The sequence below is a fragment of the Mesorhizobium sp. L48C026A00 genome (genome assembly GCF_000502375.1).
Taxonomy (GTDB): Bacteria; Pseudomonadota; Alphaproteobacteria; order Rhizobiales; family Rhizobiaceae; genus Mesorhizobium; species Mesorhizobium muleiense.
The window spans coordinates 102,966-117,425 of sequence record NZ_AYWU01000016.1 but is presented as its reverse complement, the minus strand read 5'-3'; the positions used below and the strand labels follow the sequence as shown (position 1 = coordinate 117,425).

The 14,460-nt window shown below is 62.9% G+C and carries 15 protein-coding genes and 1 pseudogene; 3 read left to right on the top strand and 13 right to left on the bottom strand.

Features of this window, described 5'->3' with window-relative positions; all coding sequences use genetic code 11:
- Positions 1-30: 30 nt before the first annotated feature.
- The 10 genes from hybE to X738_RS66105 all read right to left on the bottom strand — a co-directional run bounded on the left by hybE (position 31) and on the right by X738_RS66105 (position 7,796).
- Entirely contained in the window at positions 31-609 is a 579-nt protein-coding gene (hybE, locus tag X738_RS81010) for a [NiFe]-hydrogenase assembly chaperone HybE (RefSeq protein ID WP_023800996.1), read from the bottom strand.
- Position 610: 1 nt separating this feature from the next.
- Positions 611-832 carry a rubredoxin gene (locus X738_RS66145; RefSeq protein ID WP_023800995.1) on the bottom strand — a complete coding sequence of 74 codons (222 nt, stop codon included), beginning with the start codon at positions 830-832 and terminating at the stop codon, positions 611-613.
- Positions 829-1,674, bottom strand: coding sequence for a hydrogenase expression/formation protein (locus tag X738_RS66140; RefSeq protein WP_023800994.1), 846 nt, complete (start codon positions 1,672-1,674; stop codon positions 829-831). The genes X738_RS66145 and X738_RS66140 overlap by 4 nt, the downstream gene beginning before the upstream one ends.
- A 25-nt stretch (positions 1,675-1,699) precedes the next feature.
- On the bottom strand, positions 1,700-2,143 hold the full coding sequence (locus X738_RS66135) for a hydrogenase-1 expression HyaE (RefSeq protein ID WP_023800993.1): 444 nt from the start codon (positions 2,141-2,143) through the stop codon (positions 1,700-1,702).
- Between the two features lie 4 nt (positions 2,144-2,147).
- Entirely contained in the window at positions 2,148-2,480 is a 333-nt protein-coding gene (locus tag X738_RS66130) for a HypC/HybG/HupF family hydrogenase formation chaperone (RefSeq protein WP_023679110.1), read from the bottom strand.
- Positions 2,480-3,151: a HyaD/HybD family hydrogenase maturation endopeptidase gene (locus X738_RS66125; RefSeq protein WP_373420435.1), complete on the bottom strand. Its 672-nt coding sequence runs from the start codon at positions 3,149-3,151 to the stop codon at positions 2,480-2,482. Before X738_RS66125 ends, X738_RS66130 begins: the two co-directional genes overlap by 1 nt.
- Before the next feature lie 463 nt (positions 3,152-3,614).
- Positions 3,615-4,325, bottom strand: coding sequence for a Ni/Fe-hydrogenase, b-type cytochrome subunit (gene cybH / locus X738_RS66120; protein ID WP_023800991.1), 711 nt, complete (start codon positions 4,323-4,325; stop codon positions 3,615-3,617).
- A gap of 9 nt (positions 4,326-4,334) precedes the next feature.
- Positions 4,335-4,910, bottom strand: a complete 576-nt coding sequence (locus X738_RS66115) for a HupE/UreJ family protein (protein ID WP_023800990.1) — start codon at positions 4,908-4,910, stop codon at positions 4,335-4,337.
- Positions 4,911-4,923: 13 nt separating this feature from the next.
- The gene (locus X738_RS66110; protein WP_023800989.1) at positions 4,924-6,723 is read right to left on the bottom strand and encodes a nickel-dependent hydrogenase large subunit; all 1,800 of its coding nucleotides are present in this window, start codon (positions 6,721-6,723) and stop codon (positions 4,924-4,926) included.
- Complete coding sequence (locus tag X738_RS66105) at positions 6,720-7,796, bottom strand: hydrogenase small subunit (protein WP_031255616.1); 1,077 nt, start codon at positions 7,794-7,796, stop codon at positions 6,720-6,722. The genes X738_RS66110 and X738_RS66105 overlap by 4 nt, the downstream gene beginning before the upstream one ends.
- A 1,004-nt stretch (positions 7,797-8,800) precedes the next feature.
- Here X738_RS66105 and X738_RS66100 point away from each other — a divergent pair.
- Together X738_RS66100 and X738_RS66095 are read left to right on the top strand one after the other, a co-directional pair.
- Positions 8,801-9,085, top strand: a complete 285-nt coding sequence (locus X738_RS66100; RefSeq protein WP_031255614.1) for a type II toxin-antitoxin system TacA family antitoxin — start codon at positions 8,801-8,803, stop codon at positions 9,083-9,085.
- Positions 9,086-9,595, top strand: coding sequence for a GNAT family N-acetyltransferase (locus X738_RS66095; RefSeq protein WP_023800986.1), 510 nt, complete (start codon positions 9,086-9,088; stop codon positions 9,593-9,595). It abuts the gene before it with no gap.
- A gap of 1,001 nt (positions 9,596-10,596) precedes the next feature.
- On the opposite strand, the gene X738_RS66085 is transcribed toward X738_RS66095, so the two are convergent.
- Entirely contained in the window at positions 10,597-11,235 is a 639-nt protein-coding gene (locus X738_RS66085; RefSeq protein WP_023800984.1) for an FMN-binding negative transcriptional regulator, read from the bottom strand.
- A 31-nt stretch (positions 11,236-11,266) separates the two neighbouring features.
- Positions 11,267-11,932 carry a helix-turn-helix domain-containing protein gene (locus X738_RS66080; RefSeq protein WP_023800983.1) on the bottom strand — a complete coding sequence of 222 codons (666 nt, stop codon included), beginning with the start codon at positions 11,930-11,932 and terminating at the stop codon, positions 11,267-11,269.
- Between the two features lie 93 nt (positions 11,933-12,025).
- On the opposite strand from X738_RS66080, the gene X738_RS66075 reads away from it, so the two are divergent.
- Positions 12,026-13,171, top strand: coding sequence for a trans-sulfuration enzyme family protein (locus tag X738_RS66075; RefSeq protein WP_023800982.1), 1,146 nt, complete (start codon positions 12,026-12,028; stop codon positions 13,169-13,171).
- 189 nt (positions 13,172-13,360) lie between these two features.
- On the opposite strand, the pseudogene X738_RS66070 reads toward X738_RS66075, so the two are convergent.
- Positions 13,361-14,380 (bottom strand): annotated as a pseudogene (locus X738_RS66070) (class I tRNA ligase family protein); the annotation flags it as partial.
- Positions 14,381-14,460: the final 80 nt, after the last annotated feature.

Sequence of the window (14,460 nt, the reverse complement as noted above, 5' to 3'; positions counted from 1 at the left end):
CGAGATCGATGGAGACGCGGCCATCAACGCTCATGCAGCGGTCTCCTCCTTGTCGCCCAAACCGAACAGCCAGCGGCGGGTCAATTTCGCCGGCTGGGAGCTCGCGGGTGTTCCGGCTGTCTCAACCTCGTCCAACGCGCTTGCCTCTTCCTGAGGTAGCCGGCCTTCCCAGACACGGATCATCTCGCCGTCTTCGTCTTCTTCCGCCTCACGGTTGAACAGTTCCGCAAGCACCTGCCGCGCGGCCTCTTGCGCACTCTCCTGGTCGGCGAATTCGAACATCGGCGAGAACAGCGAGCACATGCGGTAGCAGCCGAGCTCCTCTTCATAGGCCCGGAAGAACTCGAACCGGCCCGCCGGGAATGATGCATGCTCCTTCGTGCCCGTAGGCACGCGCGGGCGCGCTTGCCCGTCGCCAAATGGTAGAAGCACGAGGTTCATGAACCAGGGCGTGACAAGAACCGCGAGCCATTTGCCGTGCCACTGCCGCACGCCCACCGCGCTGATGCAAAGCGCCGGATTGAGGATCGGAATTCCTGCCATGGCCGTCCGTTCGATCCTTTGAAACACGAACTCTAGATGGGCAGCGACGGCGTGCGAATGATCCATGTCAATCGCTCACGACCATGAAGCCCTGCTTGGAGCCGTCGCAGGTGGGGCAGCTCCAGTTCGCCGGCAGTTCGGCGAAGGGCGTGCCGGGCGGGATCTGGCAGTAGTCGTCGCCCTCAGCCGGGTCGTAGACATGCCAGCAAATCCTGCATTCGAGCCGCGACATCGGGCCGATCTTGGCATTGTCGCCGCCATAGGAACCGGCAAAGAAGGAGTCGTTCACCGGTAGACCTCCAGGATTTCGAGGAGCCGCTGGCGGCTGTCCGCAATATCCTCGGGCGCGGCGCGGACCACCCCCGGCAAGGCCGTGACCTCGATCGTGTTGAGGATGAGATCGTCGGTCGAATTGAAGAAGCGCACCCACCAGACGCCGCGCGTCCCCGTCGTGGTCACGCGGCAATTGCCGTAGCCACGCGACAGCACGACCACCGGCCCGCGGCCAAGCAGGCCGTCGAGGAAGGTCAAGTCCTCTTCAGTGTGCGGCAGCAGCGACAGGTTTATGGCGTGCGGCCCGACGTCGGGCCCGACGAGCGGGATGCGGCCATTGAGCTCCGAAATCAGCGGCGGCGCGTTGAAGACGCCCGTCGGATAGGTCGCCGGCGCAGCGAGCGTATTGCGGCAGCCGGCGAAGGCCCTCTCCAGCACGGCCGAGGGAAAGGCGCCGACCTCGACGAAATCGCGCACGAGCCTGCCATCCGTTCCGGTCTGGCGCACGCGCCAGATACCGGCGAGCACCGACTCCTGAGCCTTCAGGTCGTCCCCGCAAATGATCAAGACCTCGCCCTCGCCCAGCGCCTGGTCGATCAGCGCAAGATTGGCGTGGTCGAGGCCGGAAACATCATGCACCGCGTTTTCGCAATCCGGCGAGGACCGGCCGAGGCTTTCAGCCAGCGCGGAGAGCATCGCCAAAGCAGCTTCGAGCCCGGCGACATTTTCCTTCTCCGGCAGCACGGGTGACGCAGAGGTCGCCATGCCCTTCGGCATTTCCATATACTGCAAGTCGCTGCCGTCCCCTTCGCTCGGCTGTGAACCCGGCCCGATGCCGCCGAATAGCGATGCTGCCATGATGCGCCCTCCCGGCCGCTTTCGCTCAGTGGAAATGATCGTGGTCGTGACGGTCGTGGGTCGCGCAGGCTTCGGGAAGCTCGAAAGGCGGCGGCGCGCTCGGCCCGCGCCTCAGTATGCCGTCGATCTCAGTGAGGTAGTCTTCCCAGTCGAGCACGCGCTTTATGGCGCCGAGATATTCCCCGTTCCTCAGGAAGACAAGCGCCGGGAAGGCGTCGAAGCGATAGCGGCTTTGCAGCTCGCGTTCGCTCTCGCGCGATACCACGGCGGGCTTGAACACGCCCTGGAAGGCCTGCACCAGCTCCGGCAGGATCACCGCCACATCGTTGCTCTCGGCGAGCCGCAACCAGTCACCGGGAAAAAATAGCGCGGTGAGGTCGTGGGCCTCGGCGAATGCGTCGATGTTCGCCTCGTCAACCACCGGGATGCGGTGGCGCTCCATCATCATGGTGAGAACGGGTGAAAACATGGACTCAGGCGTCCTCCGTGCCTTGCGGTGAAAGGGCTTGCCCCGGCCGCAGATGCTCCGGCAGTTGCGGCTCGCGGCCGACCAGGTCGGCGAAGAGGTGGTCGAGGTCGGTGTCGCCGGCGAGCGCACGCTCCGTCGCTTCGATCGCGTCGGCGATCAGGCGCGCCGTCTCGGCAGTGACAGTCTCGCGCGCGGTGTCGAGGAAGGCGAGTATCCACGTACCCGCTGGCTGGTCGCCCACCAGGGTCATATCGAGGCGCCGCGTGCCGCTGCGACCGGTGCACAGGGCAATGCCGCCGCTGCATTCAACCACCTGGAAGGGAACGCCGACACACATCAGCCCTGCCTTCCAGACGATTGCAAAAGCGCGTCGACCTCGCACTCGAAATTCGCCGGACCAGCGAAGGCACCATTCGCGAGAAGCCGCGCGTCGCCGTGACGACAGGCCTCTTCCGGTCGGGGTCGACCGCTCTCGTAGATGCCGATGCGCATTTCGCGCGAGGCGAGCGTCTCTTCTTCGGCCAGCGGTTCGGTGCGCTTGGCGATGGTCGCGCCGAGCCAGGCGAGCCACTCGATGGCGATCTCGATTGCAGGCTCGATCTGAGCCTTCACCGCGGGCCGGAGACTGCCACCGTAGTCGTCCAGCTCGACCGGTTGCACGCCGACGAGAAGGAGATGGGCGGGATAGTCACCCATCATCTCGGCCATGGCGAGAACTTCCTGAAAGCCAGTCTGGTGGAGCGAAATCTTCTTCACACCGAGGAAGGCCGGCACCTCGCTGCCTTCGACGAGCTTCAGCGTGCCGGGCGCCAGGCCGTAGTCGACCGTGTCGAACACCACGAGGATGTCGGCCTCGCGGATATGTTGGAGGAGGTAGATGCCCTGCGTGCCGCCATCCATGGCCCGGACGTTGTCCGCCGTTTCGCAGAGCCGATGGAACTCCTCCACCACGCGGATGCCGAAGCCCTCGTCGGCCCATAGCAGATTTCCGATGCCGAGCACGAGCACCCGTGGCGCGTCCTTCATTGGGAAGCCTCCTTTCGACCTTTTTCTTCCAGCAGCAAGAGGCGGGCCAATTGGCCGGGGGGCCGGCAAATGGTTGCGAAATAGGTTGATCTCTGGATAGCGAACGACGCGTATGGAAAGCGCAATGACGATTTTACCGCACAAACGGAAAGTATCCTTCCATTGACGGATACGGCAACGGCCGGACTGAGAACCGAAATTCCAGGCCGATGGAAAGTTTGCGTTCACTCGCCCACCCCACTCCGCCTCGCTCCGCACCTTTGCCCTGAAAGGGATAGAGGAAGGGCGCCGAGCGTTGCGGTTGGCACTTCCTCTCCCCGTCGAACGGAGGAGAGGTGTCGAGGCAAGCCGAGACGAAGTGTGGATCGACTTGAAGGCAACCCGTCTTGAAGAAAAGAGCCGGCGCGGGCAAACGCCCGCGCCGGCAGGTGAGGTCGCGAAAGTCCTAGTGGGAATCACGCGGCGCGCCGTTGCCGCGAAAGGTCCGCCAGCCGGAGAACATCGAGGAGATGATCGACTGCTTCGACATGATGTCCTCGCGCACCGCGGCATAGATATGGATGATCACGAAGCAGATGATCACCCACATGCCGAGATGGTGCCAGGTATGCACGTCCTGACTCTGACCGAGAAGTGGGATGACCCAGCTCGAGAACAGGTCGTACTGCCAGGACCCCATGCCGGCCCCCTCGCCGTAGAGCGCCAGTCCAGTCACGATCATGAAGATGGTGAACCAGACGAACAGGAAGTGCATGGCGAGCGTCGCGAGCGGGTTGTGCCCGGAATACTTCATCGGCTCGCTCACCAGCATGGCGTACCAGAGCACCTCGTGCCAGAGCTCCTTCCAGAAACGTCCTTTCCAGACAGGCGGGAGGAATATCTGCCGGGAATGCTCGTTGCCGGCGAAGACCCAGTAGATGCGGAATGCGAAGCCGACGATCAGGACATAGCCGGCAACGAAATGCAGGTAGCGTATCCAGCCGAAGAGGAAACTGGAACTCGCCTCGCCGCCAACCGCCGGCGGCGGCGAGCCGATCAGGTAGCCGGTGCCGGCAAGCATGAGGATGGCGAAGGCATTGACCCAGTGCCAGAGGCGCAGCGGCGCCTCGTAGACATAGACCGCTTCTTCGCTATGCGGAGTTTGGCTCGCGCTCATGGCCGCCCCCTAGCCGCCGAACACGAGCGTAGCGCCCGAGCCGGCAACGACCATGCCGAGCCCGGCGCGCGCCCAGGGCGACGACGCGAGTCTGAGGCCGATGCCGGTGCCGGCCAGATGCAGCGCCGCGGTCGAGAGCGTGAAGCCTGCAATATAGGCAAGTGCCGCGCCGGTCGTCTCGCTCGCATGGGCATGGCCATGGAAGAGGGCGAAGAACCCGGCAAGGCCGATGCCGAGCATGCCGGGAAGGCCGGCACCGGCGACGATCATGATGCCGAGAGCAAGCACGGATAGCGCGATCATGCCTTCGACCGCTGGCAGCCCGATGCCGGCAAAGGCCAACGCCGCACCCGTCATCATCATCGCCACGAAGGTTGCTGGCGCCACCAGGACCCGCGACGGCATGGCCACCGCCGACCAGACCCCGACCGCCGCCATGGCGAGAAGGTGGTCGAGTCCCATCAGCGGATGGGCGATGCCGGCAGCGAACCCGTCGGCATGCCCTGCGCCGACATGGGCGAGCGCCGGGCTGGCAAGGACCGCGAGCGAAGCTGCGGCACCAAGTTTCAGGATAGCGTGTCTCATTTCGGTTCCTCCCCTAGCGCACTTTGACATTGGCAAGTTCCTGTCCGTCCGGACCCATGACATGGGTCGAACAGGCAAGGCACGGATCGAAGCTGTGGATCGTCCGCAGGATCTCGACCGGCTCCTCCGGCCGCTCCACCTTGGTCTCCATCAGGGACGCTTCGAAGGCGCCGATATTGCCGGCATGGTCGCGTGGCGAGCCGTTCCAGGTGGTCGGCACGACGCATTGGTAGTTTTCGATCCGGCCGTTCTTGATGCGTATCCAGTGGCCCAACGCCCCGCGCGGCGCTTCGGTGAAGCCGACCCCCTTGACTTCGGCGGGCCAGGACTTCGGATCCCATTTCTGGGTATTGGCCGTCGAGCTGTCTCCAGCCTTGATGGTGGCGATCAGCTTGTCCATGAAGTAGACCTGCTTGCGGGCCGCCCACTGTGCTTCCAGCGCGCGCGCAGCGGTGCGGCCGAGCGTCGAGAACAGCCCCGTCAGCGGTACGCCGAGTGCCCGCAGCGTCGAGTCGACCTGCTCCTTGATCTCCTCGTGGCCCTGGACGTAGCCGACGACATAGCGGGCGAGCGGCCCTACCTCCATCGCATGGCCGCGCCAGCGCGGCGCCTTGATCCAGGAATATTTCGCGCTCTCGTCGATTTCGCGGATGTCGGTGCGCGAGCCCTTGGCGTTCGGCCCGAGCTGATAGTTCGGCTCCGTGATACCATCCCATGGATGCAGGCCCTTCGCCTCGTCCGGGTATTTGTACCAAGAGTGGGGCACAAACTCCTGGATCTGCTCGGGATCGCGCACGTCAACGGGCAGCACCTCTTTGAGGTTGCCATCGATGATCGCGCCCTGGGGCATCATCAGGTTGGCTGCCGAATAGTCGTTGGCTTTGTCGGGGATGTCGCCATAGGCAAGAATGCTCTTGCCCGACAGCCCGCCGCCATAGAGCCAGCCCTTGTAGAGACTGCCGATCGCGATGATGTCGGGGATGTAGACGTTGTCGACGAAGGCGATGGCGCGCTCGATGACGCTGCGGACGTAGTTCAGCCGCTCCATGTTGATCGGCGCGCCGGCCGCCATCTCACCGTCGATGTTGATCGCACAAGGCACGCCCCCCACCAGCCAGTTGGGATGAATGTCCTTGCCGCCGAAGATCGTGCGCGTCGTCATGATCTCCTTCTGGAAGTCAAGCGCTTCCAGATAGTGCGTCACCGCCATCAGATTGGCCTCCGGCGGCAGCAGATAGGCCGGGTTGGTCCAGTAGCCGTTCTTGAACGGCCCGAGCTGGCCGCTCTCGACGAACTTCTTCAGCCGGTTCTGGATGTCACGGAAATAGCCCGGCGAGGACATCGGGTGGCTCGGCGAAACCGCCTGCTGCAGCTCCGACGTCGCCTTCGGGTCGGCTCTCAATGCGTTAACCGGGTTGACCCAGTCGAGCGCGTGCAGGTGGTAGAAGTGGACCAGATGATCGTGCACCTGCAACGAGAGCTGCATGATGTTGCGGATCGAATTGGCGTTCTCCGGGATTATGATGCCCAGTGCGTCCTCGACCGCACGCACCGAGGTGAGCGCGTGCGTGCCGGTGCACACGCCGCAGATGCGCTGGGTGAAGGCCCAGGCGTCGCGCGGGTCGCGGCCCTTGAGGATGACCTCGAGCCCGCGCCACATGGTGCCGGTCGAGACCGCGTTGCGGATGATGTTGTTCTCGTCGATGTTCACCTCGCAGCGCATATGGCCTTCGATCCGCGTGACCGGATCGACGACCACGCGCTGGCCGGAGGTGTCGAGATTGAAGCCGTTCGGCGTCTGGATGACCGTCACTTGTTCCCTCCCTTTTCGCGCATCCGCTTGACCACGCTCGCCGCCGCATGCGCGGCCGCGGCGGCGCCGATCACGGTCGCGGCCGTCGTGCCGATCCTGTCGGCATCGGCCTCGATGCCGAAGCCGTGGACGCGGGTCAGGCGGCTGTAGAAATCGCCCTTGTCCCAGAAGCCGTCCTCGGAGCAGCCGATGCAGGGATGGCCGGCCTGGATCGGGAAGGAGAGGCCGCCGTTCCAGCCCACCGTCGAGCAGGCGTTGTAAGTGGTCGGTCCCTTGCAGCCGACCTTGTAGAGGCAATAGCCCTTGCGCGCGCCCTCGTCATCGAAGGACTCCACGAACTGGCCGGCGTCGAAATGCGGGCGCCGATAGCATTTGTCGTGGATGCGCTGGCTGTAGAACATCTTCGGCCGGCCCTGCCGGTCGAGCTCTGGGAGTTTTTCAAAGGTCAGGATGTAGGTGATGACGGCCGTCATCACTTCTGGGATCGGCGGGCAGCCGGGAACCTTGATGAGCGGCTTGTTCGGCAGGCCCGGAACCTTATGGACGGGCGTGGCCCGCGTCGGGTTCGGCCGCGCGGCCTGCACGCAGCCCCAGGAGGCGCAGGAGCCCCAGGAGATGATCGCCTTGGCGTTGGAGGCGGCATGGTTGAGCTGGTCGACGAAGGGCTTGCCGCCGATGATGCAGAACATGCCGTCCTCGTTGAGCGGCGCATTGCCTTCGACCGCGAGGATGTAGTTGCCCTTGTACTGTTCGACGACCTCGTCGACGATCGCCTCGGCCTGATGGCCGGCGGCCGCCATGAGCGTGTCGTCATAATCGAGTGAAAGCATCGACAGCACGACGTCCTTGGCGAGCGGGTGCGCCGAGCGGATGAAGCTTTCGGAGCAGCAAGTGCATTCAAGCCCGTGCAGCCACAGCACCGGAATGCGCGGCTTGGACTCCATCGCGTAAGCTATTTTCGGCTCAAAGGCCGGTCCAAGGCCGAGGGAAGCCGCCGTCAGGCTGCAGAATTTCAGGAAACTTCGGCGGGTGATCCCCTGTCGGCGCATGACATCGTAGAATGTTTCTTGCATCAGGCCTTCCTCCACAGGCGGCGGCATCTCCTGGTGCCGCGGATATGCGAAGGCGGAGCAAGTCCGATGCCAGAGTTAAAAAGCCGAATAAATTCAAAACTCAGATGCTCTTCGAGGCGTTGACTTGTTCCGGTCGCCGGCAAAGGAGTGGAAACCGGGCTGGCAGATTTCGAACAAAGTTTCCGCGATGCGGCGAGACGAGCGAAAAGGCCTGGCGACGGGTGCCGACGGGATTTCGGCGGGCCTCGACCGACCTCGCCCAGAGGCCACGCGCGGCTTGTCAGGACGGCCGAGCAGATCGCGCTTGGCCTGCGCGGCTACAGCAGACTGGGAATCGCGGGATTTGCACCATCTACTCGTCGCCGCTTGCGTTGAAACCGCTGTTGTCGGGTTTGTCGCATCCGCGACACGGTGATGTTCGGCCGCGCGCCGCCGCACTCGCAGCTAAGCCGTTGAATAAAATGCAGACTGGTTTTTCTGAGGCTGCACGTGCCGCGGTCGTGACCGGTCTTTCATTGCGTGAGGCCGAACGTGCGATTGCAGCTCCTGCCGCCGCGCAAAGAGAGGTTCAAGATTTGTGCCAACTGCGCTTGGCCGGCAGGTGGCATAGAGCGGTGCCTGAGAATGAAAGTGCCGCCGCCCAGCCTTCATAGCCGTTCCTCCTTTGTGGCGTGACGGCTCGAAAGTCGCCATCGCGTCAGATGTTCATCAGGATTCGGCATAGCCGGGGCTTCCGGCGACAGTCATGGCAGCGACTTCGCTTCTGGAGCCGCTCATCCGGCCGCTGAAAAACACATGCGCGTCCTAAGCCGTAATTGATCCGCCGGAGCTGACCAAAGCCACCTTGCTCTGGATTGCGGCAATGGCGATAGCGGGCGAGAAGCCGAGAAGAACCGATGCGCGAGAAGTCCTGAGGCCATCCGTCCACGAGACGTCACCAGGGAACGAAGTATTGCCTTCCGCATTACACTAGCGTATATACGTCCGCAGTACAGGAGCGCGCCATGGCTACCACAGCCACCAGGAAGGAAACACCCGTCTCGATGCGGTTTCGCGACGATGATCTCACCATCATCGACCGCGGCGCGGAGCTGCTCGGCCTGTCGCGCACGGAGTTCATGCGGCGCGCCGCGCTGCACGAGGCGCAGGCGGCCATCCTCAACGAAACCGTCATCCGCGTGTCCCCGGAAGCTTATGACGCCTTCATGCAGGCGATCTCAGCCCCCGCCGCTGCGCCCCCGCCGAAGGCGGCCGAGCGGCTGCGTCGGTCCCCGCCCTGGGACCGTTAGGTGGCGCTTTCAGGCATCGAACTCCTCGACGACGCGCACCGCCTCGACAGCTTCGATTGCGGCAAGCCGACGCTCAACGCTTGGCTGGCCGGCTTCGCGCGAACGAACCAGGTCCGCGGCTTTACCCGCGTCCTGGTCGTTCACGATGAGGGAACAGTCGTCGGCTATTACGGCCTCGCGCCGGGCGTGATCCAGCCAAACAGCGCACCGCGCGCCATCCGCACCGGACGCCCGCCCGATCCGATCCCCTGCCTGTTGGTTGGACAACTCGCCGTCGACCATCGCTATGCCGGACAAGGCATCGGTAGCGGCCTGGTCAAGGACGCGCTACATCGCTGCGTCGCCGGCGCCGACATCGTCGGCGGCCGCGCGGTGGTGGTGCGGGCGATCGACGCCGAGGCCGAGCGCTACTGGCAGAGCTGGGGCTTCATTCCCGCGCGGGACAATCCGTCGGTGCTCATGCGCTCGATCCAGGACGTGGGCCTCTGGCTGGCCGACAAAGGCCACTAGCTCCACGCGCGTAGCGCCTCCGGCAGCGGCAGCGTCCGGGCGCGCCGGCCTGCAGCCGGATGACGATCCCTCACGCAGGGCCAGAGGGAGACGGCGGTCAGAGCGAGGAAGCTAGCAATAATCTGGGCGACTGGGCTGCCTACCAGGTCCCGTCTCGTGAAGGCGCTAGAGGATACTGGATCCAGCCGCCAAAGACCGGGAGATGGCGCGGCGCGCGGACTTTGGGATGATAATCTGGGACGGCGCATCGCCCGGCACGGCCGTCAACGTGCTTCAGCTCGCCATCGCGAACAAGCCGTGCGTCATTTGCGATCTGGCCAGGGGCAGCAGGGCGACTACGTACAATGTGGGAGACTGGTGCGCCATGCTCCGCGATGCCGGTCCAGACATTCGGCGCGCCAAGCCGAAGCCCGCATGGCGCCGGACGAGCGCTTGGCGTTGCCGGGATGATGTACGCGCGGTCCCGGCGGGTCCGACCCGATAGGCTTGATCCGGCCCCGCCCCCCACTCCACTTGTATGAACGGCCGGGGCCGGCCCTTTTCGAAACCGGCCCACCGCCGCGTGACGTTGTGCAGGATGATCGTCTTGACCCGTCTCGCATCTGAAACGGGTGCAAGCCTGCCGAACATCCCGGCTGCTTGGTCATCCAACCTGGCTGCGAGGCATCGCCACCGTGGGGGGTGGCGTTCGCTGCCAGTCGGCTCCGATCTCGAAACCGCTGTGCCGCCATACCGAACACGCAACTCGGTTTAAGCGCCAGGCTGCTGTTCGAGGTATTGACGACGCAGGCGACATGACCGGAAAGGTTGGCGGGGTAAGCAGCTTCCATCGATCCGGCGGCATTGCGGATGTGGCTGGCGATGGCGGCCTGAGTTCTTGTCCATCTGCCGCATAGCGGGTGGTCAGGTGCTGGTCGCGTTTCCGGCGAGCCGAAGCATTTGTCTCTCAAGGTCACCCTTTGGAAATCCAGCACCAGCGGCTTGTCGGGACAAGATAGATGCTATTGGGATTGGGCCGCCGCAGCCGCGAGCATCGCTTCTCCCATCCCATTGACGCCTCGGGCATTCAGCATTTCACCAGCGTTCTGAATGTCGCGCACCTCTTTGTTCTGGCTGAGTTTTGATTTACCAACCAGGCCGGTGATCTCGATCTCCAGGGCGACGATCGCCTTAACCATCGTGTCAATGAAGTCCTTCGGCGCGTCGCCCATCTTCCACGGGGCAGGCTGCGAGGCTTCATGCATGTGAGTGAGCTTCGCCACGTTACGGCGCACATAGCGCTCATCATCCCGGACTGTGATGCGTCCGTGGGCGTGGACGACGAGATAGTTCCACGTCGGCACCTGCTTATGGAATTCATGCTTGCTTGGATACCAGTTCGGCGAGATGTAAGCGTCGGCCGCACGGAAGATAACGAGGACTTCATCGCCATTGGCAACTTCCTCCCAGACTCGATTTTTGCGTGCAACATGGCAATTGAGGAGGCCTTTGTCTCCCTTCGAGCGGTCAAGCTCGAAGGGAATGTGGTTCGCGTCGAGTGTGCCTTTGCTGTGGGTGACCAGGATACCGAGCGGATGTCTCTCGATTAGGTCAAACAGGGTGTTCTGATCGGGGATGGCAAAATGGGGCGGAACGTACAACGGTGGATCTCCTGTCGCGAATGGGCGGTCGTTAGTGAGCGGCGGTGTCTTGCGGAACGGGCCCGGGCATCTTTGTTGCCGGCGAAGAGGGCCCCGGATCTCGCTGTCCACCACGCTCAAGAACTGCCATCGAGAAGTGGGCAGGCAGATCAGATGCCGCCGCGTATGAGTGCGGTTGGTCAGTGACAAGCCGCACACTCTCGCCTTGGCTCAAAATTACTGCGTGGGTACCCACCACGACACTTAGGGACCCCTGAGTCACCGAGATCAGCTCGCGCGTATCCGGACTATGAGCATCTGCGGAAAACACGTCGCCCGGCATAATGGCCCAGCTCCACAGTTCGAACATCGTTCGTCCCGAGATCGATGAATGAAGTTGTGCAAAGCTTCCTTTAGCGCTTGTCCAAAGCGTCCTCGTCTCTGTCCGCTCAATAGGAAGACGAACTGTGGAAGGATGGTTGTCATTCAACAAATCGGCCACCGAAAGCGAAAACGCCGCCGCCAGTCGGCAAAGTATGCCGATGCTGGGGTTCGCCTTGCCTTGCTCCAGCGTGACGACGGTTCCCTTGGATAAGCCGCTCAGTTTTGCCAGTCGATCCAGGGTCAGGTTTTGGTCGCGCCTCAATTGTCGGATCCGAACCGCTATCGCTTGGCCAAGCACCCGCTCGGGGTCCAACGCTGTCGTAACATCGGTCATTATATTGACTTAGTGCCTCGGCTCACTTATTTACGGTCAATATAATGACCGGCCTGAGATTGTGCAACTGCCCCGTTAGCGAGGAAATGACCGATGCGTTTTGAAACGAAGGCGATCCATTGCGGCCGAGCTGTCGACGCTTCCACGGGGGCGGTGTCCCTGCCGCTGCACACCAGCACGACGTTCCAACGTAGCGTCGACGGCTCGTTTCCTTCCGGATTCGAATACACCCGGGATGGAAATCCGATACGCAACGCGTTCGAAATGGCCATGGCCGCGCTCGAGGGCGGAGAAGATGGCATTGCCTTCGCGTCGGGCATGGCTGCAATCGCTGCAGTCTTTGAGAGCCATCCGTCGACGGGTCGGATCGTTCTGCCGGATGACATGTATTTCGGCATTCGTTCGCTGATTGACGAGACCGACATCGGGTCTCGCTTCGACTTTGCGGCCGTCGACATGCGCGATCTGGATGCCGTGCGCGCCGCGGTCACGTCGAAGCGGACTGGCCTCGTCTGGGTCGAGACGCCGTCAAACCCGATGATCCGCGTTGTCGACATTTCGGCCATCTGCAAAATCGCGCACGAGGCTGGCGCCTTGGCCGTAGTGGACAACACGTGGGCAACTCCAGTGCTTCAACGGCCCCTCGAAGTTGGGGCGGACGCGGTCATGCACTCCGCGACAAAGTACATCGGCGGCCACTCGGACTTGATGGCGGGCGTCGTCATTGTCCCGCACTCGTCACCCCTCGGTCGCCCACTGCGGATGGTCCAGAGACACAAGGGCAGCGTCGCAGCGCCATTCGACTGTTGGCTGGCATTGCGGGGCCTGCAGACATTGTCGGTACGCATGCGCGCGCATTGCGAAGGCGCCCAGAAGGTTGCTGAGGCTTTGGCGTCTCATCCGCGTGTCGAAAAAGTACTTTTTCCTGGCCTGCAAACTGATCCGGGACACGATCTCGCTAAGCGGCAAATGAGCCATTACGGAGCGATGCTATCCTTTATCGTCAAAGGCGGAGCCGATGCTGCGATGGCCGTGGCCGGCCGCCTCGAGGTTATTGCCAGGGCGACAAGCCTTGGCGGGACGCACTCTCTGATTGAGCATCGCGCATCCGTCGAGGGTGCCAAGTCCAAGGCGCCAGGCGGATTACTGCGAATGTCAGTGGGACTTGAGCATCCTCAGGACATTATCGATGATCTGATGCAGGCCCTAGGCGGAACCTTCAAAGCGGCAGCCGAATGACGCGGGTGCAAGAACTCTGGCAGCGCTTTACGTGCCGGCTGGCGCAGCAATGCGGCCCGCTACGGTTGGGCGCCTAGATCAGGCAAAGCATCTTCGACGATGCTTAGATTTCGATCAAAAATCTCGGTGTCGGATGCGTTGGCGCGGAGAGACCGCACCTTGTTCAGGATCGCCGCAACCGCCGCTTCAGGCCTGGCGATGCGGCTCGACCTTTTCGAGGAAACCGCCGGTATCAGCTCGGCGATCTTCTTGTGCGACTAAACGGTCGAGACCGTCGAGCTCGTCCCAGACCGCCTGGCGCTCCGGCGTCACCTCCAGCCCGGCGAGGAAGTCGTCATTGTCCGTGAGGGTGACCGCCGCCTCTACGGTGAGAATATTGATCGCCGGCAACTTATGGCGCCTGCCGACCTCAAAGTCGTTGAAGTCGTGCGCCGGCGTGATCTTGACCGCGCCGCTGCCTTTCTCCGGATCAGAATACTCGTCCGCCACCACCGGGATCCTGCGGCCGACGATCGGCAGGATGAGGTTCTTGCCGACGAGATGCCGGAAACGTTCGTCGTCGGGGTGGACGGCGACAGCCGTATCGCCCAGCATCGTCTCCGGGCGGGTCGTCGCAACGGTAATGAAGGTCTTCGGATTTTCCGGATCGAAGGTCATGCCTTCGCCTGGATAGCGGAAGTGCCAGAGGTTGCCGTTGACTTCCTGCTGCTCGACCTCGAGCTCCGAGATGGCGGTCAACAGCTTCGGGTCCCAGTTCACAAGGCGCTTGTCCTTGTAGATCAGCCCTCCCTTGTAGAGCGTCACGAACATTTCGAGCACGGCCTTGGACAGGCCCTCGTCCATGGTGAAGCGCTCCCGGCTCCAGTCGGCCGAGGCCCCGAGCCGCTTCAGTTGGTTGAGGATGGCGCCGCCGGACTCGGCCTTCCACTCCCACACCTTGTCGATGAACTCATCGCGGGTCAGGTCGAGGCGGTCAATCTGCTTTTCCATCAGCCGGCGCTCTACCACCATCTGCGTGGCGATGCCGGCATGGTCCATGCCTGGTTGCCAAAGAACGTTCTTGCCGCGCATGCGCTCGAAGCGCACCAGAATGTCCTGCAGCGTGTTGTTGAGCGCATGACCCATATGCAGCGAGCCGGTGACATTCGGCGGCGGGATGACGATGGTGAAGGCTTCAGCCCCTTCCTCGGCGCCTGCGCCGGCACGAAACGTCTTTTCAAGCGTATTATGTTTTTTTGTGCATAGACCAACGAGTTGAACGGCGGCCCCATAAATCGCCGATGTGATAG

What these genes read in the sequence shown, in the direction of transcription:
- hybE (WP_023800996.1), bottom strand. Translation starts at nt 609, where the DNA reads ATGGATCATTCGCACGCCGTCGCTGCCCATCTAGAGTTCGTGTTTCAA.
- X738_RS66140 (WP_023800994.1), bottom strand. Translation starts at nt 1,674, where the DNA reads ATGGCAGCATCGCTATTCGGCGGCATCGGGCCGGGTTCACAGCCGAGC.
- X738_RS66135 (WP_023800993.1), bottom strand. Translation starts at nt 2,143, where the DNA reads ATGTTTTCACCCGTTCTCACCATGATGATGGAGCGCCACCGCATCCCG.
- X738_RS66130 (WP_023679110.1), bottom strand. Translation starts at nt 2,480, where the DNA reads ATGTGTGTCGGCGTTCCCTTCCAGGTGGTTGAATGCAGCGGCGGCATT.
- cybH (WP_023800991.1), bottom strand. Translation starts at nt 4,325, where the DNA reads ATGAGCGCGAGCCAAACTCCGCATAGCGAAGAAGCGGTCTATGTCTAC.
- X738_RS66115 (WP_023800990.1), bottom strand. Translation starts at nt 4,910, where the DNA reads ATGAGACACGCTATCCTGAAACTTGGTGCCGCAGCTTCGCTCGCGGTC.
- X738_RS66105 (WP_031255616.1), bottom strand. Translation starts at nt 7,796, where the DNA reads ATGCAAGAAACATTCTACGATGTCATGCGCCGACAGGGGATCACCCGC.
- X738_RS66100 (WP_031255614.1), top strand. Translation starts at nt 8,801, where the DNA reads ATGGCTACCACAGCCACCAGGAAGGAAACACCCGTCTCGATGCGGTTT.
- X738_RS66080 (WP_023800983.1), bottom strand. Translation starts at nt 11,932, where the DNA reads ATGACCGATGTTACGACAGCGTTGGACCCCGAGCGGGTGCTTGGCCAA.
- X738_RS66075 (WP_023800982.1), top strand. Translation starts at nt 12,026, where the DNA reads ATGCGTTTTGAAACGAAGGCGATCCATTGCGGCCGAGCTGTCGACGCT.